19 protein-coding genes and 1 riboswitch are annotated in these 20,072 nt (G+C 68.5%); of the genes, 17 read left to right on the forward strand and 2 right to left on the reverse strand.

All coding sequences use genetic code 11. The features are described 5' to 3' along the window. Position 1: 1 nt before the first annotated feature. The 17 genes from CFB41_RS00990 to metF all read left to right on the forward strand — a co-directional run bounded on the left by CFB41_RS00990 (position 2) and on the right by metF (position 17,680). Entirely contained in the window at positions 2 to 985 is a 984-nt protein-coding gene (locus CFB41_RS00990) for a CheR family methyltransferase (RefSeq protein WP_089455393.1), read from the forward strand. Continuing rightward, positions 982 to 1,710, forward strand: a complete 729-nt coding sequence (cheD, locus tag CFB41_RS00995) for a chemoreceptor glutamine deamidase CheD (RefSeq protein ID WP_089455394.1) — start codon at positions 982 to 984, stop codon at positions 1,708 to 1,710. The genes CFB41_RS00990 and cheD overlap by 4 nt, the downstream gene beginning before the upstream one ends. Then, a complete protein-coding gene (locus tag CFB41_RS01000) occupies positions 1,707 to 2,798 on the forward strand; it encodes a chemotaxis response regulator protein-glutamate methylesterase (protein ID WP_089424237.1) in 1,092 nt (363 codons plus the stop codon). Before cheD ends, CFB41_RS01000 begins: the two co-directional genes overlap by 4 nt. A gap of 67 nt (positions 2,799 to 2,865) precedes the next feature. After that, the gene (gene cheY / locus CFB41_RS01005) at positions 2,866 to 3,261 is read left to right on the forward strand and encodes a chemotaxis response regulator CheY (protein WP_039346818.1); all 396 of its coding nucleotides are present in this window, start codon (positions 2,866 to 2,868) and stop codon (positions 3,259 to 3,261) included. A 1-nt stretch (position 3,262) separates the two neighbouring features. Further along, positions 3,263 to 3,994 carry a protein phosphatase CheZ gene (cheZ, locus tag CFB41_RS01010; protein ID WP_089424238.1) on the forward strand — a complete coding sequence of 244 codons (732 nt, stop codon included), beginning with the start codon at positions 3,263 to 3,265 and terminating at the stop codon, positions 3,992 to 3,994. Between the two features lie 260 nt (positions 3,995 to 4,254). Further along, positions 4,255 to 4,758 (forward strand): DUF2844 domain-containing protein, encoded by a 504-nt coding sequence (locus tag CFB41_RS01015; RefSeq protein ID WP_089455395.1) that lies wholly within the window; start codon positions 4,255 to 4,257, stop codon positions 4,756 to 4,758. Positions 4,759 to 4,774: 16 nt separating this feature from the next. Beyond that, a complete protein-coding gene (locus CFB41_RS01020; RefSeq protein ID WP_089455396.1) occupies positions 4,775 to 6,019 on the forward strand; it encodes a DUF3443 family protein in 1,245 nt (414 codons plus the stop codon). 167 nt (positions 6,020 to 6,186) lie between these two features. Continuing rightward, positions 6,187 to 6,693, forward strand: coding sequence for a VOC family protein (locus tag CFB41_RS01025; protein ID WP_089455397.1), 507 nt, complete (start codon positions 6,187 to 6,189; stop codon positions 6,691 to 6,693). Between the two features lie 462 nt (positions 6,694 to 7,155). Further along, a complete protein-coding gene (locus tag CFB41_RS01030) occupies positions 7,156 to 7,536 on the forward strand; it encodes a DUF805 domain-containing protein (protein WP_089438983.1) in 381 nt (126 codons plus the stop codon). Positions 7,537 to 7,874: 338 nt separating this feature from the next. Continuing rightward, the gene (gene flhB, locus CFB41_RS01035; RefSeq protein WP_089455398.1) at positions 7,875 to 9,071 is read left to right on the forward strand and encodes a flagellar biosynthesis protein FlhB; all 1,197 of its coding nucleotides are present in this window, start codon (positions 7,875 to 7,877) and stop codon (positions 9,069 to 9,071) included. A 151-nt stretch (positions 9,072 to 9,222) separates the two neighbouring features. Next, a complete protein-coding gene (gene flhA, locus CFB41_RS01040) occupies positions 9,223 to 11,322 on the forward strand; it encodes a flagellar biosynthesis protein FlhA (RefSeq protein ID WP_089438985.1) in 2,100 nt (699 codons plus the stop codon). Next, the gene (flhF, locus tag CFB41_RS01045; RefSeq protein ID WP_089455399.1) at positions 11,319 to 13,079 is read left to right on the forward strand and encodes a flagellar biosynthesis protein FlhF; all 1,761 of its coding nucleotides are present in this window, start codon (positions 11,319 to 11,321) and stop codon (positions 13,077 to 13,079) included. The genes flhA and flhF overlap by 4 nt, the downstream gene beginning before the upstream one ends. Beyond that, positions 13,072 to 13,890, forward strand: coding sequence for a flagellar biosynthesis protein FlhG (locus CFB41_RS01050; protein WP_089438987.1), 819 nt, complete (start codon positions 13,072 to 13,074; stop codon positions 13,888 to 13,890). Before flhF ends, CFB41_RS01050 begins: the two co-directional genes overlap by 8 nt. 22 nt (positions 13,891 to 13,912) lie before the next feature. Further along, positions 13,913 to 14,647: an RNA polymerase sigma factor FliA gene (locus tag CFB41_RS01055; protein WP_006484033.1), complete on the forward strand. Its 735-nt coding sequence runs from the start codon at positions 13,913 to 13,915 to the stop codon at positions 14,645 to 14,647. Between the two features lie 107 nt (positions 14,648 to 14,754). After that, positions 14,755 to 14,870: riboswitch (S-adenosyl-L-homocysteine riboswitch) on the forward strand. Positions 14,871 to 14,902: 32 nt separating this feature from the next. Then, positions 14,903 to 16,321, forward strand: a complete 1,419-nt coding sequence (gene ahcY / locus CFB41_RS01060; protein WP_089438988.1) for an adenosylhomocysteinase — start codon at positions 14,903 to 14,905, stop codon at positions 16,319 to 16,321. Positions 16,322 to 16,483: 162 nt separating this feature from the next. Beyond that, positions 16,484 to 16,837 carry a phage holin family protein gene (locus CFB41_RS01065; RefSeq protein ID WP_006477367.1) on the forward strand — a complete coding sequence of 118 codons (354 nt, stop codon included), beginning with the start codon at positions 16,484 to 16,486 and terminating at the stop codon, positions 16,835 to 16,837. A gap of 12 nt (positions 16,838 to 16,849) precedes the next feature. Beyond that, complete coding sequence (gene metF / locus CFB41_RS01070; RefSeq protein WP_089455400.1) at positions 16,850 to 17,680, forward strand: methylenetetrahydrofolate reductase [NAD(P)H]; 831 nt, start codon at positions 16,850 to 16,852, stop codon at positions 17,678 to 17,680. Between the two features lie 89 nt (positions 17,681 to 17,769). Here metF and CFB41_RS01075 read toward each other — a convergent pair whose 3' ends face one another. Next, complete coding sequence (locus CFB41_RS01075; protein WP_089455401.1) at positions 17,770 to 19,248, reverse strand: amidase; 1,479 nt, start codon at positions 19,246 to 19,248, stop codon at positions 17,770 to 17,772. A gap of 81 nt (positions 19,249 to 19,329) precedes the next feature. Further along, positions 19,330 to 20,022, reverse strand: coding sequence for a dienelactone hydrolase family protein (locus CFB41_RS01080; protein ID WP_089455402.1), 693 nt, complete (start codon positions 20,020 to 20,022; stop codon positions 19,330 to 19,332). Positions 20,023 to 20,072: the final 50 nt, after the last annotated feature.

The following is a 20,072-nucleotide window of genomic DNA, read 5'->3' on the forward strand; positions in this document are numbered from 1 at the left end:
CATGCCGCACGCGCGCGCGCCGTTTCGACCCGATGCACCGGATGCCTCGCCTCGCGCGAGCGAGCCGGGGCGCGACTTCGCGTTCACCAGCGCGGATTTCGCACGCATTCGCGCGCTGATTCATCAACGCGCGGGGATCTCGCTGTCCGAGCACAAGCGCGACATGGCGTACAGCCGTCTCGCGCGCCGCTTGCGGGCACGCGGCCTCGACACGTTCCGCGACTACCTCGACCTGCTCGAGCAGGAAGACGATCCGCTCGAGTGGGAAGCGTTCACCAATGCGCTGACGACGAACCTGACCGCGTTCTTCCGCGAGTCGCACCATTTCCCGATCCTGTCGGATTTCGTGAAAGGGCGGCCGGCGCCGGTCTCGGTCTGGTGCTCGGCGGCGTCGACCGGCGAGGAGCCTTACTCGATCGCGATCACGCTGATCGAGGCGCTCGGCGAATCGGCCGCGCGCGGCGCGTCGATCCTCGCGACCGACCTCGACACGCAGGTGCTCGCGAAGGCGGAGGCCGGCATCTACACGTACGACCAGGTCAAGCACCTGTCGCCGGAGCGGCTGAAGCGCTTCTTCCTGAAGGGCACGGGCGCGCAGGCCGGGCGCGTGAAGGTGCGTCCCGAGCTGCGCGCGATGATCCGCTTCGAGCAGCTGAACCTGACCGATGCGGATTACGGGATCGCGAAGCCGTTCGACGCGATCTTCTGCCGCAACGTGATGATCTATTTCGACAAGCCGACGCAGGGGCAAGTGCTGTCGCGCTTCGAGCCGCTCGTGAAGCCGGGCGGGCTGCTGTTCGCCGGCCATTCGGAGAACTTCACGTATGTCACGCAGGCGTTCCGGCTGCGCGGGCAGACGGTGTACGAACTGACCCGCGACGCCGCCCAGGGCGCGCGGCCGCGGGGCGCGCAGCCGAGCGCGATGCCGTCTGCCGCGCGCAGGCATGCCGCGGGCGCCGCATCCGCTCTTGGAGAGCGCGGATGAGCGCCCTGCCGATCGCCACCAATCGTTACTTCGACAACCACTTCGGCCGTCCCGGCGTGAAGCTGCTGCCGAACGAGTTCTACACGACGTCCGAGGACATGGTGCTGATGACCGTGCTCGGCTCGTGCGTCGCCGCGTGCCTGCACGACCCGTACGCGGGCATCGGCGGGATGAACCACTTCATGCTGCCCGACGACGGCGCCGATCCGGGCGCGGCCGCGTCGGAATCGATGCGCTACGGCGCGTATGCGATGGAAGTGCTGATCAACGAGATGATCAAGGCCGGCGGGCGCCGCGAACGCTTCGAGGCGAAGGTGTTCGGGGGCGCCGCCGTGCTGGCCGGGATGACGACGATCAACATCGGCGACCGCAACGCGGATTTCGTGCGCCGCTACCTGGCGCTCGAGCGCATCCGCATCACGGCGGAAGACCTGCAGGGCGTGCACCCGCGCAAGGTCGCGTTCATGGCGGCCACGGGGCGCGCGGCGGTGAAGAAGCTGCGGCTGCAGGTGCCGGGCGTCACCGAGCGCGAAGCCGCGCTCGCCCGCGAGGCCGATCGCGCCCGCACCGCACGGCCGCGTCCGCAGGTCGAGCTGTTCGCGGCGAAGCGTCCGGCGCCGCCGCAGCCGGCGCGCCCGCGCATCGAGCTGTTCGGCGCGCGCAGCGCGGCGCCGGCGGCCGGCGGCGTGCGGCCGGCGAACCTATCAAGAAAGCAGGAGGCATGACCGCAGTGCAGAAGATCAAAGTGTTGTGCGTCGACGATTCGGCGCTGATCCGCAGCCTGATGACCGAGATCATCAACAGCCAGCCCGACATGACGGTGTGCGCGACCGCGCCCGATCCGCTCGTCGCGCGCGAGCTCATCAAGCAGCACAACCCCGACGTGCTCACGCTCGACGTCGAAATGCCGCGCATGGACGGGCTCGACTTCCTCGAGAAGCTGATGCGGCTGCGGCCGATGCCGGTCGTGATGGTGTCGTCGCTGACCGAGCGCGGCTCGGAAATCACGCTGCGCGCGCTCGAGCTCGGCGCGGTCGATTTCGTCACGAAGCCGCGCGTCGGGATTCGCGACGGGATGCTCGACTACGCGGAAAAGCTCGCCGACAAGATCCGCGCGGCGTCGCGGGCGCGCGTGCGCCAGGCGCCGCAGCCGCAGGCCGCCGCGCGCGCGACGGACAGCCACCCGGCCGCGCCGATGATCAACAACCCGCTCGTCAGTACCGAGAAGCTGATCATCATCGGCGCGTCGACGGGCGGCACCGAGGCGATCCGCGAAGTGCTGACGCCGCTGCCGCCGGATGCGCCGGCCGTGCTGATCGCGCAGCACATGCCGCCGGGCTTCACGAAGTCGTTCGCGCAGCGGCTGAACGGCCTGTGCCGGATTGCGGTGAAGGAAGCCGAGCACGGCGAGCGCGTGCTGCCGGGTCACGCGTATATCGCGCCGGGCCACGCGCACCTGTTGCTTGCGCGAAGCGGGGCGAACTATATTGCGCAACTGTCGGACGAGCCGCCGGTAAACCGGCACCGCCCGTCGGTCGACGTGCTGTTCCGCTCGGCGGCGACGCACGCGGGCAAGAACGCGCTCGGGGTGATCCTGACCGGGATGGGCCGCGACGGCGCGGCCGGCCTGCTGGAGATGAAACGCGCGGGCGCTCACACGTTCGCGCAGGATGAAGCAAGCTGCATCGTGTTCGGGATGCCGCGCGAGGCGATCGCGCTCGGCGGCGCGGACGAGATCGTGCCGCTCGCCGAGATGAGCCGTCGCGTGATGGCGCGCCTGGCGACGATGGGCGACCGCGTGCAGCGCGTTTGAATGGAATGTCACGGGGCGCGTGCCACGATACGCGTCCCGACGGAAACGAATCTGGAAAGGAACGACGATGGACAAGAGCATGAAAATCCTGGTGGTGGACGATTTCCCGACGATGCGCCGGATCGTCCGCAACCTGCTCAAGGAACTGGGCTATTCGAACGTCGACGAGGCCGAGGACGGCGCGGCCGGCCTCGCGCGGCTGCGCGGCGGCGGTTTCGACTTCGTGATCTCCGACTGGAACATGCCGAACCTCGACGGCCTCGCGATGCTCAAGGAAATCCGCGCGGACGCGACGCTCACGCACCTGCCGGTGCTGATGGTCACGGCCGAGTCGAAGAAGGAGAACATCATCGCGGCGGCGCAGGCCGGCGCGAGCGGCTACGTCGTGAAACCGTTCACGGCCGCGACGCTCGACGAGAAGCTGAACAAGATCATCGACAAGATGGCGAAGACCGGGAGCTGACGTGAACGAGCCGATCCATGCCGCGCTGACCGGCGCCGGGTTCAGCGCCGACGGCCAGGCCGAAGGCGCCGATTTCGCGAGCGACCGCATCCTCGCGCGCATCGGCCATGTCACGCGCACGCTGCGCGATTCGATGCGCGAGCTCGGGCTCGACAAGCATGTCGAGCGGGCGGCGGAAGCCGTGCCCGATGCGCGCGACCGGCTGCGCTACGTCGCGACGATGACCGAGCAGGCCGCCGTGCGCGTGCTGAACGCGATCGAGGTCGCGAAGCCGATGCAGGAGCGCATCCAGAACGAGGCGGAGGCGCTCGACGCGCGCTGGGCGCAGTGGTACGCGGCACCGATCGAGCACGCGGAAGTGCGCGAGCTGATGGACGATACGCGCACGTTCCTGCGCACGCTGCCCGAATCGGCTTCGGCCACCCGCGCGCAACTGCTCGAAATCATGCTCGCGCAGGATTTCCAGGACCTGACCGGGCAGGTGATCAAGAAGATCATGGACATGGTCTACCTGATCGAGCAGCAGCTCCTCACGGTGCTCGTCGAGAACATCGCGCCCGAGCGGCGCGAGCAGTTCGCGGCCACCGCGGCTTTGCTCGCGGCCGAGCAGATCAGCCCGACCGGCAGCCCCGAGTCGCTGCTGAACGGCCCGCAGATCGCGCCGGAAGGCAAGACCGACGTGGTCCAGGACCAGGGGCAGGTGGACGACCTGCTCGCCAGCCTGGGCTTCTGACCCTGCCGCAGGCATCGGTGCGCCGCATCTCGCAGCGGCGCCCGATGCCCGCTTCACACCCTCCCCCCACTGCTTCACCGCGCACGCGGCCCCGCGTGGCGCAGCGCGATCCTGCGTCAAATTGACACTTCGACACCCTCAGCAGGCATACTACGCGTCAGCAGCAATGTAGCGACATTCGTACGATTTCATCTGTTGGCAGGTGGCGCGGGCGCGATGGCCGCACCGCCGGCAACAAAGCCAGTCCCTTGGGGGGGAACGTGAAGCTGAAACGCTTGGGCTGGGCCGTCGCGCACGCGACGGCTGCAATGGGTGTGCTGTGGAGCGTCCACGCATACGCTGAACTGGGCGGCGCGCCGATGTCGCCGCCGGCGGACGATCAGGCCGCAACCGTGCGCGCCTTGCAGCGCGCGATGCGTTCGGCAGACGGCATGCAGACGAGCACGGCCGCCTATACCGTCCGCGAGATCACGCTCGGATCGGGCACCGTCATCCACGAATACACGTCGGCCGCCGGCAGCGTGTTCGGCCTCGCATGGCAAGGGCCGACGATGCCGGATCTCGCGTCGCTGCTCGGCAGCTATTTCCCGCAGTACACCGCAGGCGTCCAGGCGGCGCACCAGGCGCGCGGCTGGCGCGCGCCCGTATCCGTCGACACCAGCGGCCTCGTGATCCGGACAGGCGGCCACATGGGCGCCTTCTCGGGCCAGGCGTGGCTGCCGGCGGCGCTGCCTGCCGGCCTGACCGGCACCGACATCCAGTGACAGCGGGAGAGCGATCTTGAGAATTCCTCGTACATTCAAGCGCTGGCTCGGCGTGCTGGGCCTCGCGGCGGCGACGGCCGTCCTCGTGACGGCTTGCGGCGGCGGAGACGGCGGCGGCAGCAGCTCGGGCAGCAACGGCAACGGCGGCAACAACGGTAACGGCGGCTCGGACGGCAATTCCGGGAACACGGCCGTCATCACCGTCAACGCCGGCGTCGCGAACGTGATCAACATCCCGACCGTCAGCCTGAAGGTCTGCGCGCCGGGCACGTCGAACTGCCAAGTGGTCAACAACGTGCTCGTCGACACCGCGTCCTACGGGCTGCGGCTCGTCGGCAGCGCCGTGTCGGGCGTGCTCGGCAGCCTCCCGCAGGTGACGAGCGGCGGCGCGCCGGTCGCCGAGTGCGGCAAGTTCGTGTCGAGCTACACGTGGGGCTCGGTGCGCACGGTCGACCTGTCGATCGGCTCCGAGCAGGCGAGTTCGCTGCCCGTGCAGATCATCGGCGACCTCGGCACGACCAACGTGCCGAGCTCGTGCACGAACGGCGGCGCGTCGGCCAACTCGGCGAGCGCGCTCGGCGCGAACGGGATCCTCGGCATCGGGCCGGCGCCGGTCGACTGCGGCACGACCTGCGCGACGTCGACGTCGACGAACAACAACTATTACGCGTGCCCGAACGGCAACAACGCGAACTGCACGGTCGCGCTCGTGCCGGTGGCGCAACAGGTCGCCAACCCGGTGCATCGCTTCGCCGACAGCAGCGGGGTGAGCGTGAGCATGTCGAAGATTTCGGACAGTGGGCAAGCCAGTGCAACCGGGACGCTGACGTTCGGCCTGCCCGACCTGACCGGGAAGACGGTGATGACGTCGACCACGACGGGCGACGTCAGCGCGACGTTCCAGGGGCGCAACGTGACCGCCTTCTTCGATACGGGTTCGAATGCATACTTCTTCAACGATACGTCGGGCACGTTGCCGGCCTGCCCGAAGAACACGCAGTTCTACTGCCCGTCGGCGACGACCAGCAATTCGGCGACGCTGACCGGCCAGAACGGCGTGAGCGGCACGGTGACGATGCCCGTCGCGAACGCGGATTCGCTGTTCTCGAACCCGTCGACGTTCGCGTTCGACGACATCGCGGGGCCGTTCGGTTCGTCCGGCTGGCTCGACATCGGCATGCCGCACTTCTACAACCGGACGATCTACTTCGGGATGGACAAGACCGCGAGCGGCGGCGCGGCGCCCTTCGTCGCGTTCTGACGCGGCACGGTGACACGCAGAACCAGGGGGCGAGCGATCGCCCCCTTTTTTTATTCGGCGGCCGTACGCGGCACGACGGGTCCGGCCGGCGCGCTGCCGCGCGCGGGCACAGCGCCTACGATGTAATACCGGCACCCGTGCCGACACGACATCGAGGAGGCAGCGCCATGAACCCGCGCATACAACGCATCACGCCGTTCCTGTGGTTCGACCGCGACGCCGAGGCGGCCGCCGGTTTCTACGTATCGGTGTTCGACAATGCGCGCATCGTGCACGTCGCACGCTACGGCAAGGCCGGCGCGCACGCGTCCGGCAGCGCGGAGGGCGCGGTGATGACCGTCGCGTTCGAGCTTGACGGGCAGGCCTTCGTCGCGCTGAACGGCGGCCCCGCGTTCCAGATCACGCCGGCCGTGTCGTTCGTCGTCAACTGCCGGGACCAGGACGAAATCGACCGCTACTGGGCGCGCCTGTCGGAAGGCGGCGACGAGCGTGCGCAGCAGTGCGGCTGGCTGCGCGACCGCTTCGGCGTGTCGTGGCAGGTCGTGCCGGCGCAGATGAGCGAGCTGATGACGGGCGATCCGGCGCGCGCGGAGCGCGTGATGGCGCAGGTGATGACGATGAAGAAGCTCGATCTCGACGCGCTGCAGCGGGCGGCGGCGGGCCAGGCGGGCTAGGCGGGCTAGGCGGCGGGAATCCGTTGCAGGCGGCCAGCGCGCAGGCAAGCGACAGCAACGGAACGAGCGGATGACGGAGCATGGGTGCGGTTCGACCGGAATCGGCGAGTCATGGCGAAGCGTAGCGCGCTTTGCACGCCCGCGTAATGCCGGCCGGTTAATCGAATGCGGCACACTCGCCGCCGATTATCGATTGCACTCGATTTCATTCGGACGTAATCAAATGCTGGATTATCCGGGGCTGTCGTTTCTGTCAGTCTTCAAGATTATTAAAATGACGCGGCATGCAAGTCGATAGCGCCGGATTCCGCTGTTGCAGCCATTCCCGCACCGCGCGGACCGGCGAGACGGCCGGTGCGCGCACTACCCGGCATGTGAAAAGAGATGGAGTCCGCCGACATTCAAACATATAATGCCGGCGTTGTTTCCGGGGTCGTCTATATAAAACATGAGGGTAATAAAATGAATTTTTCCGAAGCCGTTCGTGCCGTACTCAATAAATACGCAACCTTCGAAGGCCGTGCGCGTCGTGCCGAATACTGGTATTTCGTGCTGCTGACCACGGTGCTGTCGATCGCCGCGCAGATCATCGGCGTGGCCGGTCGCGACGGCGGCCTGATCACGCTGCTGCTGCTCGGCGTGCTCGCCCTGATTTCGCTGGCGCTGATCATTCCGGGCATCGCGGTCAGCGTTCGCCGCCTGCACGATACGGGCCGCTCGGGCTGGTTCCTGCTGCTCGGGCTGATTCCGGTCGTCGGCGGCATCCTGCTGCTGGTATGGACGTGCTCGCGCGGCACCGAAGGCCCGAACCGCTTCGGCGCGGACCCGATCGTGGCGGCCTGACCGACGCCTGCCCCGACGTGCGACGCCGCCGCGTCGGGGCCCGATTTCGCGTCGCCTCCGCTGCACCGCTTTACTGCCTCACCGTTTCCGCGTTTTTCCCCGCTTCACGCCGTCGCCGCTCCGCCCGGAGCCGACACCCGCCATCGCCCCCGCCGGCACGTTTTCCCGTCGTGCCGCACCCCGTTCCGTCCCCCGTCCGGCCCGCGTTCGCACCGGCTCGCCGATTCTCCGAAATACCCCCCTTTCCCGGCTTTGCTCGACCGATCGGCGTTTGACGCCTCCATGAATAATCGGTGTCACTGGAAAGCGGCATTCCGCCGTACCCGACTGGAGGCCCCGTGGCAGACGAGAGCGATCTCGACAAGACCGAAGCCGCCACTCCCAGGCGCCGCGAGAAGGCGCGCGAGGAGGGGCAGGTCGCGCGTTCGCGCGAGCTGGCTTCGTTCGCGCTGCTCGCAGCCGGGTTCTACGGCGCGTGGCTGCTCGCGGGCCCGTCGGGCGGGCATCTGCAGGCGATGCTGCGCGGCGCGTTCACGTTCGATCGCGCGACCGCGTTCGACACGAGCCGGATGCTGTCGGCGGCCGGCAGCGCGAGCCTCGAAGGCTTCGCCGCGCTGCTGCCGATCCTCGCGCTCACCGGCGTCGCCGCGCTGCTCGCGCCGATGGCGCTCGGCGGCTGGCTGATCTCGTCGAAGACGTTCGAGCTGAAGTTCGACCGCCTGAACCCGATCTCGGGCCTCGGCCGGATCTTCTCGATCCAGGGGCCGATCCAGCTCGGGATGTCGTTCGCGAAGACGCTGGTCGTCGGCGGCATCGGCAGCATCGCGATCTGGCGCAGCAAGGACGAGCTGCTCGCCCTCGCGACGCAGCCGCTGCGCGTGGCGCTCCCCGATGCGCTGCACCTGATCGCCGTGTGCTGCGGCACGACGGTCGCCGGGATGCTGGTGGTCGCCGCACTCGATGTGCCTTACCAAATCTGGCAGTACAACAAGAAGTTGCGCATGACGAAGGAAGAAGTGAAGCGCGAGCATCGCGAGAACGAAGGCGATCCGCACGTGAAGGGGCGGATTCGCCAGCAGCAGCGCGCGATCGCGCGCCGCCGGATGATGGCGGCCGTGCCGAAGGCCGACGTGGTCGTGACGAACCCGACGCACTTCGCCGTCGCGCTGCAATACACGGACGGCGAGATGCGCGCGCCGAAGGTCGTCGCGAAGGGCGTGAACCTCGTCGCCGCGCGCATCCGCGAACTCGCGGCCGAACACAACGTGCCGCTGCTCGAAGCGCCGCCGCTCGCGCGTGCGCTGTATCACAACGTCGAACTCGAACGCGAGATTCCCGGCTCGCTGTACTCGGCCGTCGCCGAAGTGCTCGCGTGGGTCTACCAGCTCAAGCGCTTCCGTTCGGAAGGCGGTGCGTTCCCGGCGATGCCGGTCGATCTGGAGGTGCCGGCCGACCTCGACAAGGGCGCGTCGGTGTCCGCCGAAGACGAGCGCGAAGAACAGGAAGACACGCTCGGTAACGGAGGCACTGCATGATTAGCCCCCACGCTCACTTTCGTTCGCTGCCCCCCGAGGGGGCGGCTGCCGTCCACGGTCGGCTTTGCAAAGCCGACCGGCTGCGCGGGCGCGGAGCAATGCTCCGCGAATTCCCCGCTACGCCCCTTGGGGCGGCCCGGCAGGAGGCAGCATGAGCACCCCGACCGGCCTGTTCGCAAAGCGCCCGAACATGCTCGCGGGTACCAACCTGCGCGCGCTCGCGGGCCCGATCCTCATCTGCATGATTTTGGGGATGATGATCCTGCCGCTGCCGCCGATGCTGCTGGATCTGCTGTTCACGTTCAACATCGCGCTGTCCGTGATGGTGCTGCTCGTCAGCATGTACACGATGAAGCCGCTCGACTTCGCGGCGTTCCCGAGCGTGCTGCTGTTCTCCACGCTCCTGCGCCTGTCGCTGAACGTCGCGTCGACGCGCGTCGTGCTGCTCGAAGGCCACACGGGCCCGGACGCGGCCGGCCAGGTGATCGAGGCGTTCGGCCACTTCCTGGTCGGCGGCAACTTCGCGGTCGGCATCGTCGTGTTCGTGATCCTGATGATCATCAACTTCATGGTGATCACGAAGGGCGCGGGGCGGATCGCCGAAGTGTCCGCGCGCTTCACGCTCGACGCGATGCCCGGCAAGCAGATGGCGATCGACGCCGACCTGAACGCGGGCCTCATCAACGAAGAGCAGGCGCGCAAGCGCCGCCTGGCCGTGTCGCAGGAGGCCGAGTTCTACGGGTCGATGGACGGCGCGTCGAAGTTCGTGCGCGGCGACGCGATCGCCGGCCTGATCATCATGGCGATCAACGTGATCGGCGGACTGATCGTCGGGATGGTCCAGCACGACATGAGTTTCGCCGCGGCCGGCACGAACTACACGCTGCTGACGATCGGCGACGGCCTCGTCGCGCAGATCCCGTCGCTGGTGATCTCGACCGCGGCCGGCGTGATCGTGTCGCGCGTCGCGACCGACGAGGACATCGGCACGCAGATCACCGGCCAGCTGTTCACGAACCCGCGCGTGCTGAACATCACCGGCGCGATCATCGTGCTGATGGGGCTGATCCCGGGCATGCCGCACTTCGCGTTCCTCGCACTCGGCGGCGGCGCGATCTGGCTGGCCCGCACGCAGACCAAGCGCGCGGCGGCCCGCAAGGCGGCCGGCGACCTGACCGACATCGCGCCGCCCGCGGTGCTGCCGGCGGACAGCCACGAGGCGACCTGGGACGACGTGCAGCTGATCGACCCGCTCGGCCTCGAAGTCGGTTACCGCCTGATCCCGCTCGTCGACAAGAACAGCGACGGCGAACTGCTCAAGCGCATCAAGAGCATCCGCAAGAAATTCGCGCAGGAAATCGGCTTCCTGCCGCCGGTGATCCATATCCGCGACAACCTCGAGCTGCGGCCGAACGCGTACCGGATCGCGCTGAAGGGCGTCGAGATCGGCGTGGGCGAAGTGTTCCCGGGCCAGTGGCTCGCGATCAACCCCGGCCAGGTGACGGCCGCGCTGCCGGGCGCCGTCACGCAGGATCCCGCGTTCGGGCTGCCGGCGGTGTGGATCGACGTCGCGATGCGCGAACAGGCGCAGGTGTACGGCTACACGGTGGTCGACGCGAGCACGGTCGTCGCGACGCACCTGAACCACCTGGTCGTCCAGCACGCGGCCGAGCTGCTCGGCCGCCAGGAAGTGCAGTCGCTCATCGAGCGCACCGGCAAGGATGCGCCGTCGCTCGTCGAGGACCTCGTGCCGAAGACGATCTCGCTGACGACGCTGCAGAAGGTGCTGCAGAACCTGCTCGAGGAAGGCGTGCCGATCCGCGACATGCGCACGATTCTCGAGGCCGTGTCCGAACACGCGGGCCGCGGCGACGCGTTCGAGATCACGGCCGCGGTGCGGCTGTCGCTCGGCCGCGCGATCACGCAGCAGTGGTATCCGGGCACCGGCGAAATGCAGGTGATGGGCCTCGACTCGAATCTCGAGCGCGTGCTGTCGCAGGCGCTCGCCACCGGCGCGAACCCGGGCCTCGAACCCGGCCTCGCGCACAACCTTCTGACCGGCACGCAACAGGCGATGCTGCGTCAACAGAATCTCGGGCTGCCGCCCGTGCTGCTGGTGCAGCACGCGCTGCGCGCGATGCTCGCGCGTTTCCTGCGCCGCAGCCTGCCGCAATTGAAAGTGCTGTCGTATGCCGAAGTGCCGGACACACGCACGATCAAAGTCGTTAACGTCATCGGGGGTTCCGCTTGAACATTCGCAAATTCACCGGCGCAACGAGCCGCGACGCACTTCGTCTGGTGCGCGAGGCGCTCGGCGCCGACGCGGTCGTGCTGTCGAACCGTACGCTCGATGACGGCAGCGTGGAAATCGTCGCCCTGGCAGATTCGGACCTGGCCGCCGTGGCCCCGCCGGCCGCGGCGCGCCCGCGCATCGCCGCGTCGCGCACGCCGGAATCGGTGCCGGCCGCCGCCGTGCCGGGCATCGTGTCGCGCCCGGGCGCGCCGCTGGGCCGCCCGACGGTCAATCCGTATGCGGCAGGCGAAGGCGGGCTGCCGGACGTGTTCTCGTCGGTGTTCGGTGCAAGCGCCGACGCGGACGAGGCGACGGCGCAACCTCCGGCGCTCGATGACGAAGCGCCGGCTGCGGCAGCGCCGTCTTCCGCCGCCCCCGCTCCAGCCGCCGCCGCACCGGCCGCCGCCTCCGAACCCGCGCCGTGGCTCGTCGAGCACGCGAAGCGCCTGACGCAGCAGCGCGACGCGCTGATGGCGCGTGCGCAGGCGACGCCCGCCGCGGCGCAAGCAAGTGCGCCTGCCCCGCAGGCCGCCGCGAGCGCGACGCCACCCAACTGGGCACGCGACATCGTGCGCGACGCCGAACGCCGGATGCCGGCCGCCGCCACCCGCGCGCCCGACACGAACACCAGCGCCGCGTACGCCGCGAAGGCGGCCGAGCGCACGCGCCTGTCCGCCGACGCGGCCGCCGCGGTGGCCGACGCCGTGAAGTCGCGCATCGAGCGGATCGTCAACGATACGGTGATGCAGGAGCTCGGCGAACTGCGCGGGATGATGGCAGAGCAGTTCGACAGCCTGATGTGGCACGACCGCCAGCGTCGCAGCGCCGTGCATGGCGCGCTGACGAAGCACCTGTTCGCGGCCGGCTTCTCCGCGCAGCTCGTGCGGATGCTGGTCGACAACATGCCGGCCGGCGACGGCGCGCAGACCTTCGAACAGGCCGCCGAATGGGCGCAGTCGGTGCTCGCGTCGAACCTGCCGGTGCTCGACAGCGAAGATGCTTTGATGGAGCGCGGCGGCGTGTTCGCGCTGATGGGGCCGACGGGCGTCGGCAAGACGACCACCACCGCGAAGCTGGCCGCACGCTGCGTGATGCGCTTCGGCGCGAGCAAGGTCGCGCTGCTGACCACCGACAGCTACCGGATCGGCGGCCACGAGCAACTGCGCATCTTCGGCAAGATCCTCGGCGTGCCGGTGCACGCGGTGAAGGATGCGGGCGACCTCGCGCTCGCGCTGTCCGAGCTGCGCAACAAGCACATTGTGCTGATCGACACGATCGGCATGAGCCAGCGCGATCGCGCGGTGTCCGACCAGATCGCGATGCTGCACGGGGCGAACGCGCCGGTGCAGCGCCTGCTGCTGCTCAACGCGACCAGCCACGGCGACACGCTCAACGAAGTCGTGCAAGCGTACCGCAGCGCGGGCGAGCATCCGGACCTGGCCGGCTGCATCCTCACGAAGCTCGACGAGGCGACCCACCTCGGCGGCGTGCTCGACACGGTGATCCGCTACAAGCTGCCGATCCATTACGTGTCGACCGGCCAGAAGGTGCCGGAGAACCTGTACGTCGCGTCGACCAAATTCCTGCTGAAGAGCGCGTTCTGTGTACCGCGTGACGGCTCCCCCTTCGTGCCGCAAGACGAGGACATGCCGACGCTGCTTTCCGCACTGACCGCACGTTCCACCGCCGAGCTTCACGAGGTGCGATTTGGATAAACGAATCATCGACCAGGCCGAAGGGCTGCGGCGCCTGCTGGCCGGGCGCGCGTCACGCATCGTCGCGGTGGCGGGCGGCCCGGCGGGGGTCGGCTGCACGTCCACCGTCGTGAACCTGGCGGCGGCGCTCGCGTCGCTCGGCAAGGATGTGCTCGTCGTCGACGAGCGTACCGACGTGCATTCGGCCAGCGCGACGCTGGCGGGCGCGTGGCTGCGCGACGGCGAGCGCACGCGGGTCGCGGCCGGCTTCGGCCTGTGCGCCGCGGCGCGGCTCGCGCGCACCGGCTACACCGACGCGCAGCTGAGCGATTTCATCGACGGGCCGGCCGACATCGTTCTCGTCGACGCGCAGCTCGGCGCCGACGGCTCGTTCTCGGCGCTCGCCCGCGAAGCGCACGACGTGCTGGTCGTCACGCGGGTCGCCGCGCAGGCGATCACCGAGGCGTATGCGTACATGAAGCGGCTGCATTTCGCGCACGCGTTCGCGCAGTTCCGCGTGCTGACCAATCACGTCGGCAGCCACGCGGACGCGAAGGTCGCGTTCGACAACCTCGCGGGCGTCGCGAGCCGCTACCTGACGGTGTCGATCGCCGACGCGGGCTGCGTGAGCGCCGATCCGCTCGTCGAGCATGCGCGCGAGCTGACGCGTGCCGCGGTCGACGCGTTCCCGTCGTCGGCCGCCGCGCGTGACTACCGGCAGATTGCCGCCGACCTGCTGTACTGGCCGATGCGCCCGCATTCGGGGGCCGGCCGCGCCGTGCACGCGGGCGGCAAGCCGTCGTATGAGGCGGGCGCGGCACACGCCGCGTGAGCGCCACCGCAAGGAGAGAGCCATGATGTACAACGCTCAAGGAAAGATGTCCCAGGCCGACGTGCTCGCGCAATATGCGCCGCTCGTGCGACGCCTCGGGCTGCAGCTCGTCGCGAAGATGCCGGCGAGCGTCGACCTCGACGACCTGATCCAGGCCGGCATGATCGGCCTGATGGACGCGGCCGGCCGCTACAAGGAAGACCAGGGCGCGCAGTTCGAGACCTACGCGACGCAGCGTATCCGCGGCGCGATGCTCGACGAGCTGCGCAGCAACGACTGGCTGCCGCGCAGCCTGCGCAAGACGTCGCGCGAGGTCGAGCACGCGGTGCACCAGGTCGAGCAGCATCTCGGCCGCTCGGCGAGCGAGACCGAGATCGCGCAGCACCTGAACATGCCGCTCGACGAATACCAGGGGATGCTGCAGGACCTGCACGGCAGCCAGCTGATCTACTACGAGGATTTCGACCGCGCGGCCGACGACGAGCCGTTCCTCGACCGCTATCGCGTCGATCACGCCGATCCGCTGTCGGCGCTGCTCGACGAGCACCTGCGCGAAGCGCTCGTCGAGGCGATCGAGCGGCTGCCGGAGCGCGAGAAGCTGCTGATGTCGCTGTACTACGAACGGGGTCTGAATCTGCGCGAGATCGGCGCGGTGCTCGAAGTGAGCGAATCGCGCGTGTGCCAGCTGCACAGCCAGGCCGTCGCGCGCCTGCGCGCACGGCTGCGCGAACAGGCGTGGGTCGGCGCGGAGTCCTGACCCTTTACGGACGGCCGCGCGCGCCGACGCCGCGCGCGCGTGCCGATGCGCGCCATGTGTGTGCGCGCTTGCGCATTCTGCGCGCCGATTTGCTACAATCCTCTCCGCTTTCCGAGGAGCGTTGCGACGGACCACCCTGCGTCCGCCAGGCTCGGAAGGCTTCACCAAGCAGCCGTGCGGCACAACCGCGTCGGCCCCGCTTCCTGAACGGCGCTCACGTCACCAATCTAGAAACTTTTTAGAAAGGAGGGCGTGATGAACGCCATTATCGATTCCAAAGCTTCCAACGATTACGTCGTCGCCGACATGGCGCTGGCCGGCTGGGGCCGCAAGGAACTGAACATCGCCGAGACCGAAATGCCGGGCCTCGTGCAGATCCGTGACGAATACAAGGCGCAGCAGCCGCTGAAGGGCGCGCGCATTGCCGGTTCGCTGCACATGACGATCCAGACAGGCGTGCTGATCGAGACGCTGAAGGCGCTCGGCGCGGACGTCCGCTGGGCCTCGTGCAACATCTTCTCGACGCAGGATCACGCCGCTGCCGCGATCGTCGAAGCCGGCACGCCGGTGTTCGCGTTCAAGGGCGAATCGCTCGACGAATACTGGGAGTTCTCGCACCGCATCTTCGAGTGGCCGAACGGCGAATTCGCGAACATGATCCTGGACGACGGCGGCGACGCAACGCTGCTGCTGATCCTCGGCGCGAAGGCCGAGAAGGACCGTTCGGTGATCGCGAAGCCGACCAACGAGGAAGAAGTCGCGCTGTACAAGTCGATCGCGAAGCACCTCGACGCGGACCCGACCTGGTACTCGACGCGCCTCGCGCACATCAAGGGCGTGACCGAAGAAACCACGACCGGCGTGCACCGCCTGTACCAGATGGAAAAGGACGGCCGCCTGCCGTTCCCGGCGTTCAACGTGAACGATTCGGTCACGAAGTCGAAGTTCGACAACCTGTACGGCTGCCGTGAATCGCTGGTCGACGGCATCAAGCGCGCGACCGACGTGATGATCGCGGGCAAGGTCGCGGTCGTCGCGGGCTACGGCGACGTGGGCAAGGGCTGCGCGCAATCACTGCGCGGCCTGGGCGCGACCGTGTGGGTCACCGAAATCGACCCGATCTGCGCACTGCAGGCGGCGATGGAAGGCTACCGCGTCGTGACGATGGAATACGCGGCCGACAAGGCCGACATCTTCGTGACGGCCACCGGCAACTACCACGTGATCAACCACGATCACATGAAGGCGATGCGCCACAACGCGATCGTCTGCAACATCGGCCACTTCGACTCGGAAATCGACGTCGCGTCGACCCGCCAGTACCAGTGGGAAAACATCAAGCCGCAGGTCGACCACATCATCTTCCCGGACGGCAAGCGCGTGATCCTGCTGGCGGAAGGCCGCCTCGTGAACCTCGGCTGCGCGACCGGCCACCCGTCGTTCGTGATGTCGAACTCGTTCGCGAACCAGACGCTCGCGCAGATCGAGCTGTTCGTGCGCGGCAACGAGTACGAGAACAAGGTGTACGTGCTGCCCAAGCACCTCGATGAAAAGGTTGCGCGCCTGCACCTGGCGCGCATCGGCGCGAACCTGTCCGTGCTGTCGGACGAGCAGGCTTCGTACATCGGCGTGCAGAAGGACGGCCCGTTCAAGCCGAACCACTACCGCTACTGATCCGATGCGCCGCTGCCGCGGTGCCGGGCGCGCGTCACCCGCGCGCACCCGGTACGGCGGCACGGCGCGGGATCGCCGGCTGCGGCGGCGCGCCTTCGGGCACCCGCGGCGGCCGGCGGCGGCCACTGATCGTACCGATCGACAACCGAACCGGAGCACTCCATGAGCGTCATCCTCACCTGGGTCATCAACGCGCTCGCGCTGCTGATCATCACCTACCTCGTGCCGTCGATTCACATCAAGAGCTTCGGCACGGCGCTGATCATCGCGGTCGTGCTCGGCCTGATCAACACGGTGATCCGTCCGGTGCTGATCCTGCTGACGCTGCCCGTCACGATCGTCACGCTCGGGGTGTTCATCCTCGTCGTGAACGCGTTGTGCTTCTGGTTCGCGTCGTCGCTGCTGAAGGGCTTCGAGGTGTCGGGCTTCTGGTCCGCGTTCTTCGGTTCGATCCTGTACAGCATCGTGTCGTGGCTGCTGTCCGCGCTGATCTTCGGGCAGCGCGACATCGGCTGACCTTTTCGAATCATGAAACCGATCGAACTCTCGTTTGAATTCTTCCCGCCGAAGACGGCGGAAGGCGTCGAGAAGCTGCGCGCCACGCGTGCGCAACTGCTGCCGCTGAAGCCGAAATTCGTGTCCTGCACGTTCGGCGCCGGCGGTTCGACGCAGCAGGGCACGCTCGATACGGTGCTCGACATGCAGAAGGACGGCCTCGAGGCCGCGCCGCACCTGTCGTGCATCGGCTCGTCGCGCGACAGCCTGCGCGCGATCCTCGACCAGTACCGCTCGTACGGCATCCGCCACATCGTCGCGCTGCGTGGCGACCTGCCGTCGGGGATGGGCGAAGTCGGCGAACTGCGGTATGCGTCGGAACTCGTCAGCTTCATCCGTGCCGAGCACGGCGACTGGTTCCACATCGAGGTGGCCGGCTATCCGGAGTACCACCCGCAATCGCGCTCGCCGAAGGCCGATCTCGAGAATTTCGCGCGCAAGGTGAAAGCCGGCGCGAATTCCGCGATCACGCAGTACTTCTTCAACGCCGACGCGTATTTCCGCTTCGTCGACGATGCGCGCAAGCTGGGCGTGGAGGTGCCGATCGTGCCGGGCATCATGCCGATCACCAACTTCTCGCAGCTGATGCGCTTCTCCGAGATGTGCGGCGCGGAAGTGCCGCGCTGGGTCGCGCGCCGGCTCGAGAGCTTCGGCGACGATCGCGAGTCGATCCGCGCGTTCGGCGCGGACGTCGTCACGAGCCTGTGCCAGCGTCTGGTCGACGCGGGCGTGCCCGGGCTGCATTTCTATACGCTGAACACGGCGGCCGCCACGCGGGCGATCTGTGAACGGCTCGTCATGTAAGCGCGCTCACGCGATTGCATGCGTAAAAGGCCCCGCCGGTTGTATCGGTGGGGCTTTTTTTCGATGACGGCGGCGCGCGACCGTGTGCGTCAGCGCTGCGCCTGCATCAGCGGCGGTCGACGCTCGAACCACGGCCGCGCCTGTTCGAGCTGCCGGGCGAGCCGGAGCAGCAGCCCGTCGTCGGCGTGACGCGCGGCGAACTGCACGCCGATCGGCAGCCCGCGCGCGTTCCAGTAGAGCGGCACCGACATCGCCGGCTGGCCGGTCAGGTTGAACAGTTCGGTGCAGCCGGCCCACGTGAACGCCTTTTCCGACGACTTCGCGAGCATCTCCTTCAGCAGCGGCTTCACCGGCAGCGCGGCGAGCACCTTCATCTGCGCGGCTTCGAACGGTGTCGGCTGCAATTCGCCGATCTTCACCGGCGGGCCCGCGAGCGATGCGCACAGGATCGCGTCGTAGCGCGACACGAGGCCGGCCACCTGCACGGTGAGCTGGCGCTGCCATTCGAGCACGTCCGGCAGGCGCGTGCGCGCGAGGCGCCGGCCGACCACGGCCATCGCCCACGTCGCGGCCTCGAATTCGCCGCGCTTCGGCGTGCGGCCGGTCAGTGCACGCGCGCCGAGCACCATCTCCTCGGCGATCGTCGCCCATAGCGTGAGGAAGGTTTCGGCCGCGCGCGCGTAGTTGACCTGCAGCGTCGCCGGCTCGACATGGTGGCCGAGCGATTCGAGCAGCGCGGCCGCGTCGTCGAGCGCCGCGCGCGTGTCGTCGGCCAGTGCCGGCGCGAGCATCGGGTCGAGCACGAGGCCGATCCGCAGCGGGCCGGGCGGCGTGTCGAGTTCGCCGAGGAACGTGCCGGGCGCGCCCGCCGGCAAGGTCTGGCCGGTCGTCACGTCGAGCAGCAGCGCGCTGTCGCGCACGCTGCGCGTGACCGCATGCTGGACGACCAGCTCGCCGTTCGACGGCAGGTCGACGAGTACCGGGTTGCGGCTCGGCTTCAGGCCGAACAGCCCGCAGCACGACGCCGGAATGCGGATCGAGCCGCCGCCGTCGGACGCATGCGCGAGCGGCACGATGCCGGCCGCGACGGCCGCCGCCGCACCGCCGCTCGAGCCGCCGGGCGTGTGATCGAGATTCCACGGGTTGCGGCACGCGCCGAACAGTTCGGGTTCCGTGTACGGCATCTGGCCGATCTCCGACGTGTTGGTCTTGCCGAACACGTTGAGACCGGCCGCGCGGCTGCGCGCGATCACCGGCGAATCGTCGGCGGGCACGAAATACCGGTAGTGCCGGCTGCCCATCGACAGCGGCAGCCCGGCGACCGCCGCGCCGAGATCCTTCACGAGATAGGGAACGCCGGCGAACGGCGCGTCGGCGCCGCCGTCGGGTGGGGCGGCCGCGCGCTGGCGTGCGGCTTCGTAGTCCTGCAGCACGATCGCGTTGATCGCGCCGTTGACCGCTTCGGCCTGGCCGATCGCGGCGTCGAGCAGTTCGCGCGGGCTCGCCTTGCGTTCGCGTACCAGTGTGGCGAGGCCGATCGCGTCATGCGCGAGATAGTCCGAGTGCATCGCTGTCATCCCCGTGGTGGCTCGTGGCGATGACAGCAGCATAACGCGGGCCCGGTGCGCGGGGCCCGCGGCCGGCCGTTTTTAGAGGTGCTCGGCGAGGAAAGTCAGCGTGCGGCCGTGCGCGAGCGCCGACGCGCGCTGGTTGTACGACGCGCGATCCGTGCAGTTGAAGCCGTGCTCGGCGCCCGGATAGTCGTGGAACGACGCGTGGCCGTGGCCGGCGAAGGCGGCCTTCACCTGGTCGACGGCCTCGGGCGGGATCGCGTGGTCGTGTCCCGCGTAGTGGAACAGGATCGGCTGCTTGATCTGGCCGGCCAGATCGAGCGCGTTCTGGATGCCGCCGCCGTAGTAGGCCACGGCCGCGTCGATCTTGCCGGTCGCGGCCGCGCGGTACGCGAGCTGGCCGCCGAAGCAGTAGCCGATCGCGGCAACCTTGCCGGCCACTTCGGGGCGCGCGCGCAACGCGTCGGCTGCCGCGCCGATGTCCGCGACCGCGAGACCCACGTCGGTCTTTTTCATCAGCTCGATACCCTTGTCGCGATCCGCGCCTTCGTAGGTCAGCTCGACGCGCGGCTGCGTGCGCCAGAACACGTCCGGCGCGAGCGCGACGAAGCCGTCGGACGCGTACTGGTCGGCGACCGCACGGATGTGCGCGTTCACGCCGAAGATCTCCTGGATGATGATGACGGCAGGGCCCGTGCCGCGCTTGGGCAGCGCGAGATAGCCGCCGAAAGTGTCGTTACCGGCGGGAATGTCGATCCATTGGGCAGTCACGTTCTGAACTCCTGGCGAACGGGGTGCGCGATGCGCGCCCCGGGGTGGAA

Origin of the sequence: Burkholderia sp. AU33803, from assembly GCF_002223095.1 — a bacterium.
Classification (GTDB): Bacteria; Pseudomonadota; Gammaproteobacteria; order Burkholderiales; family Burkholderiaceae; genus Burkholderia.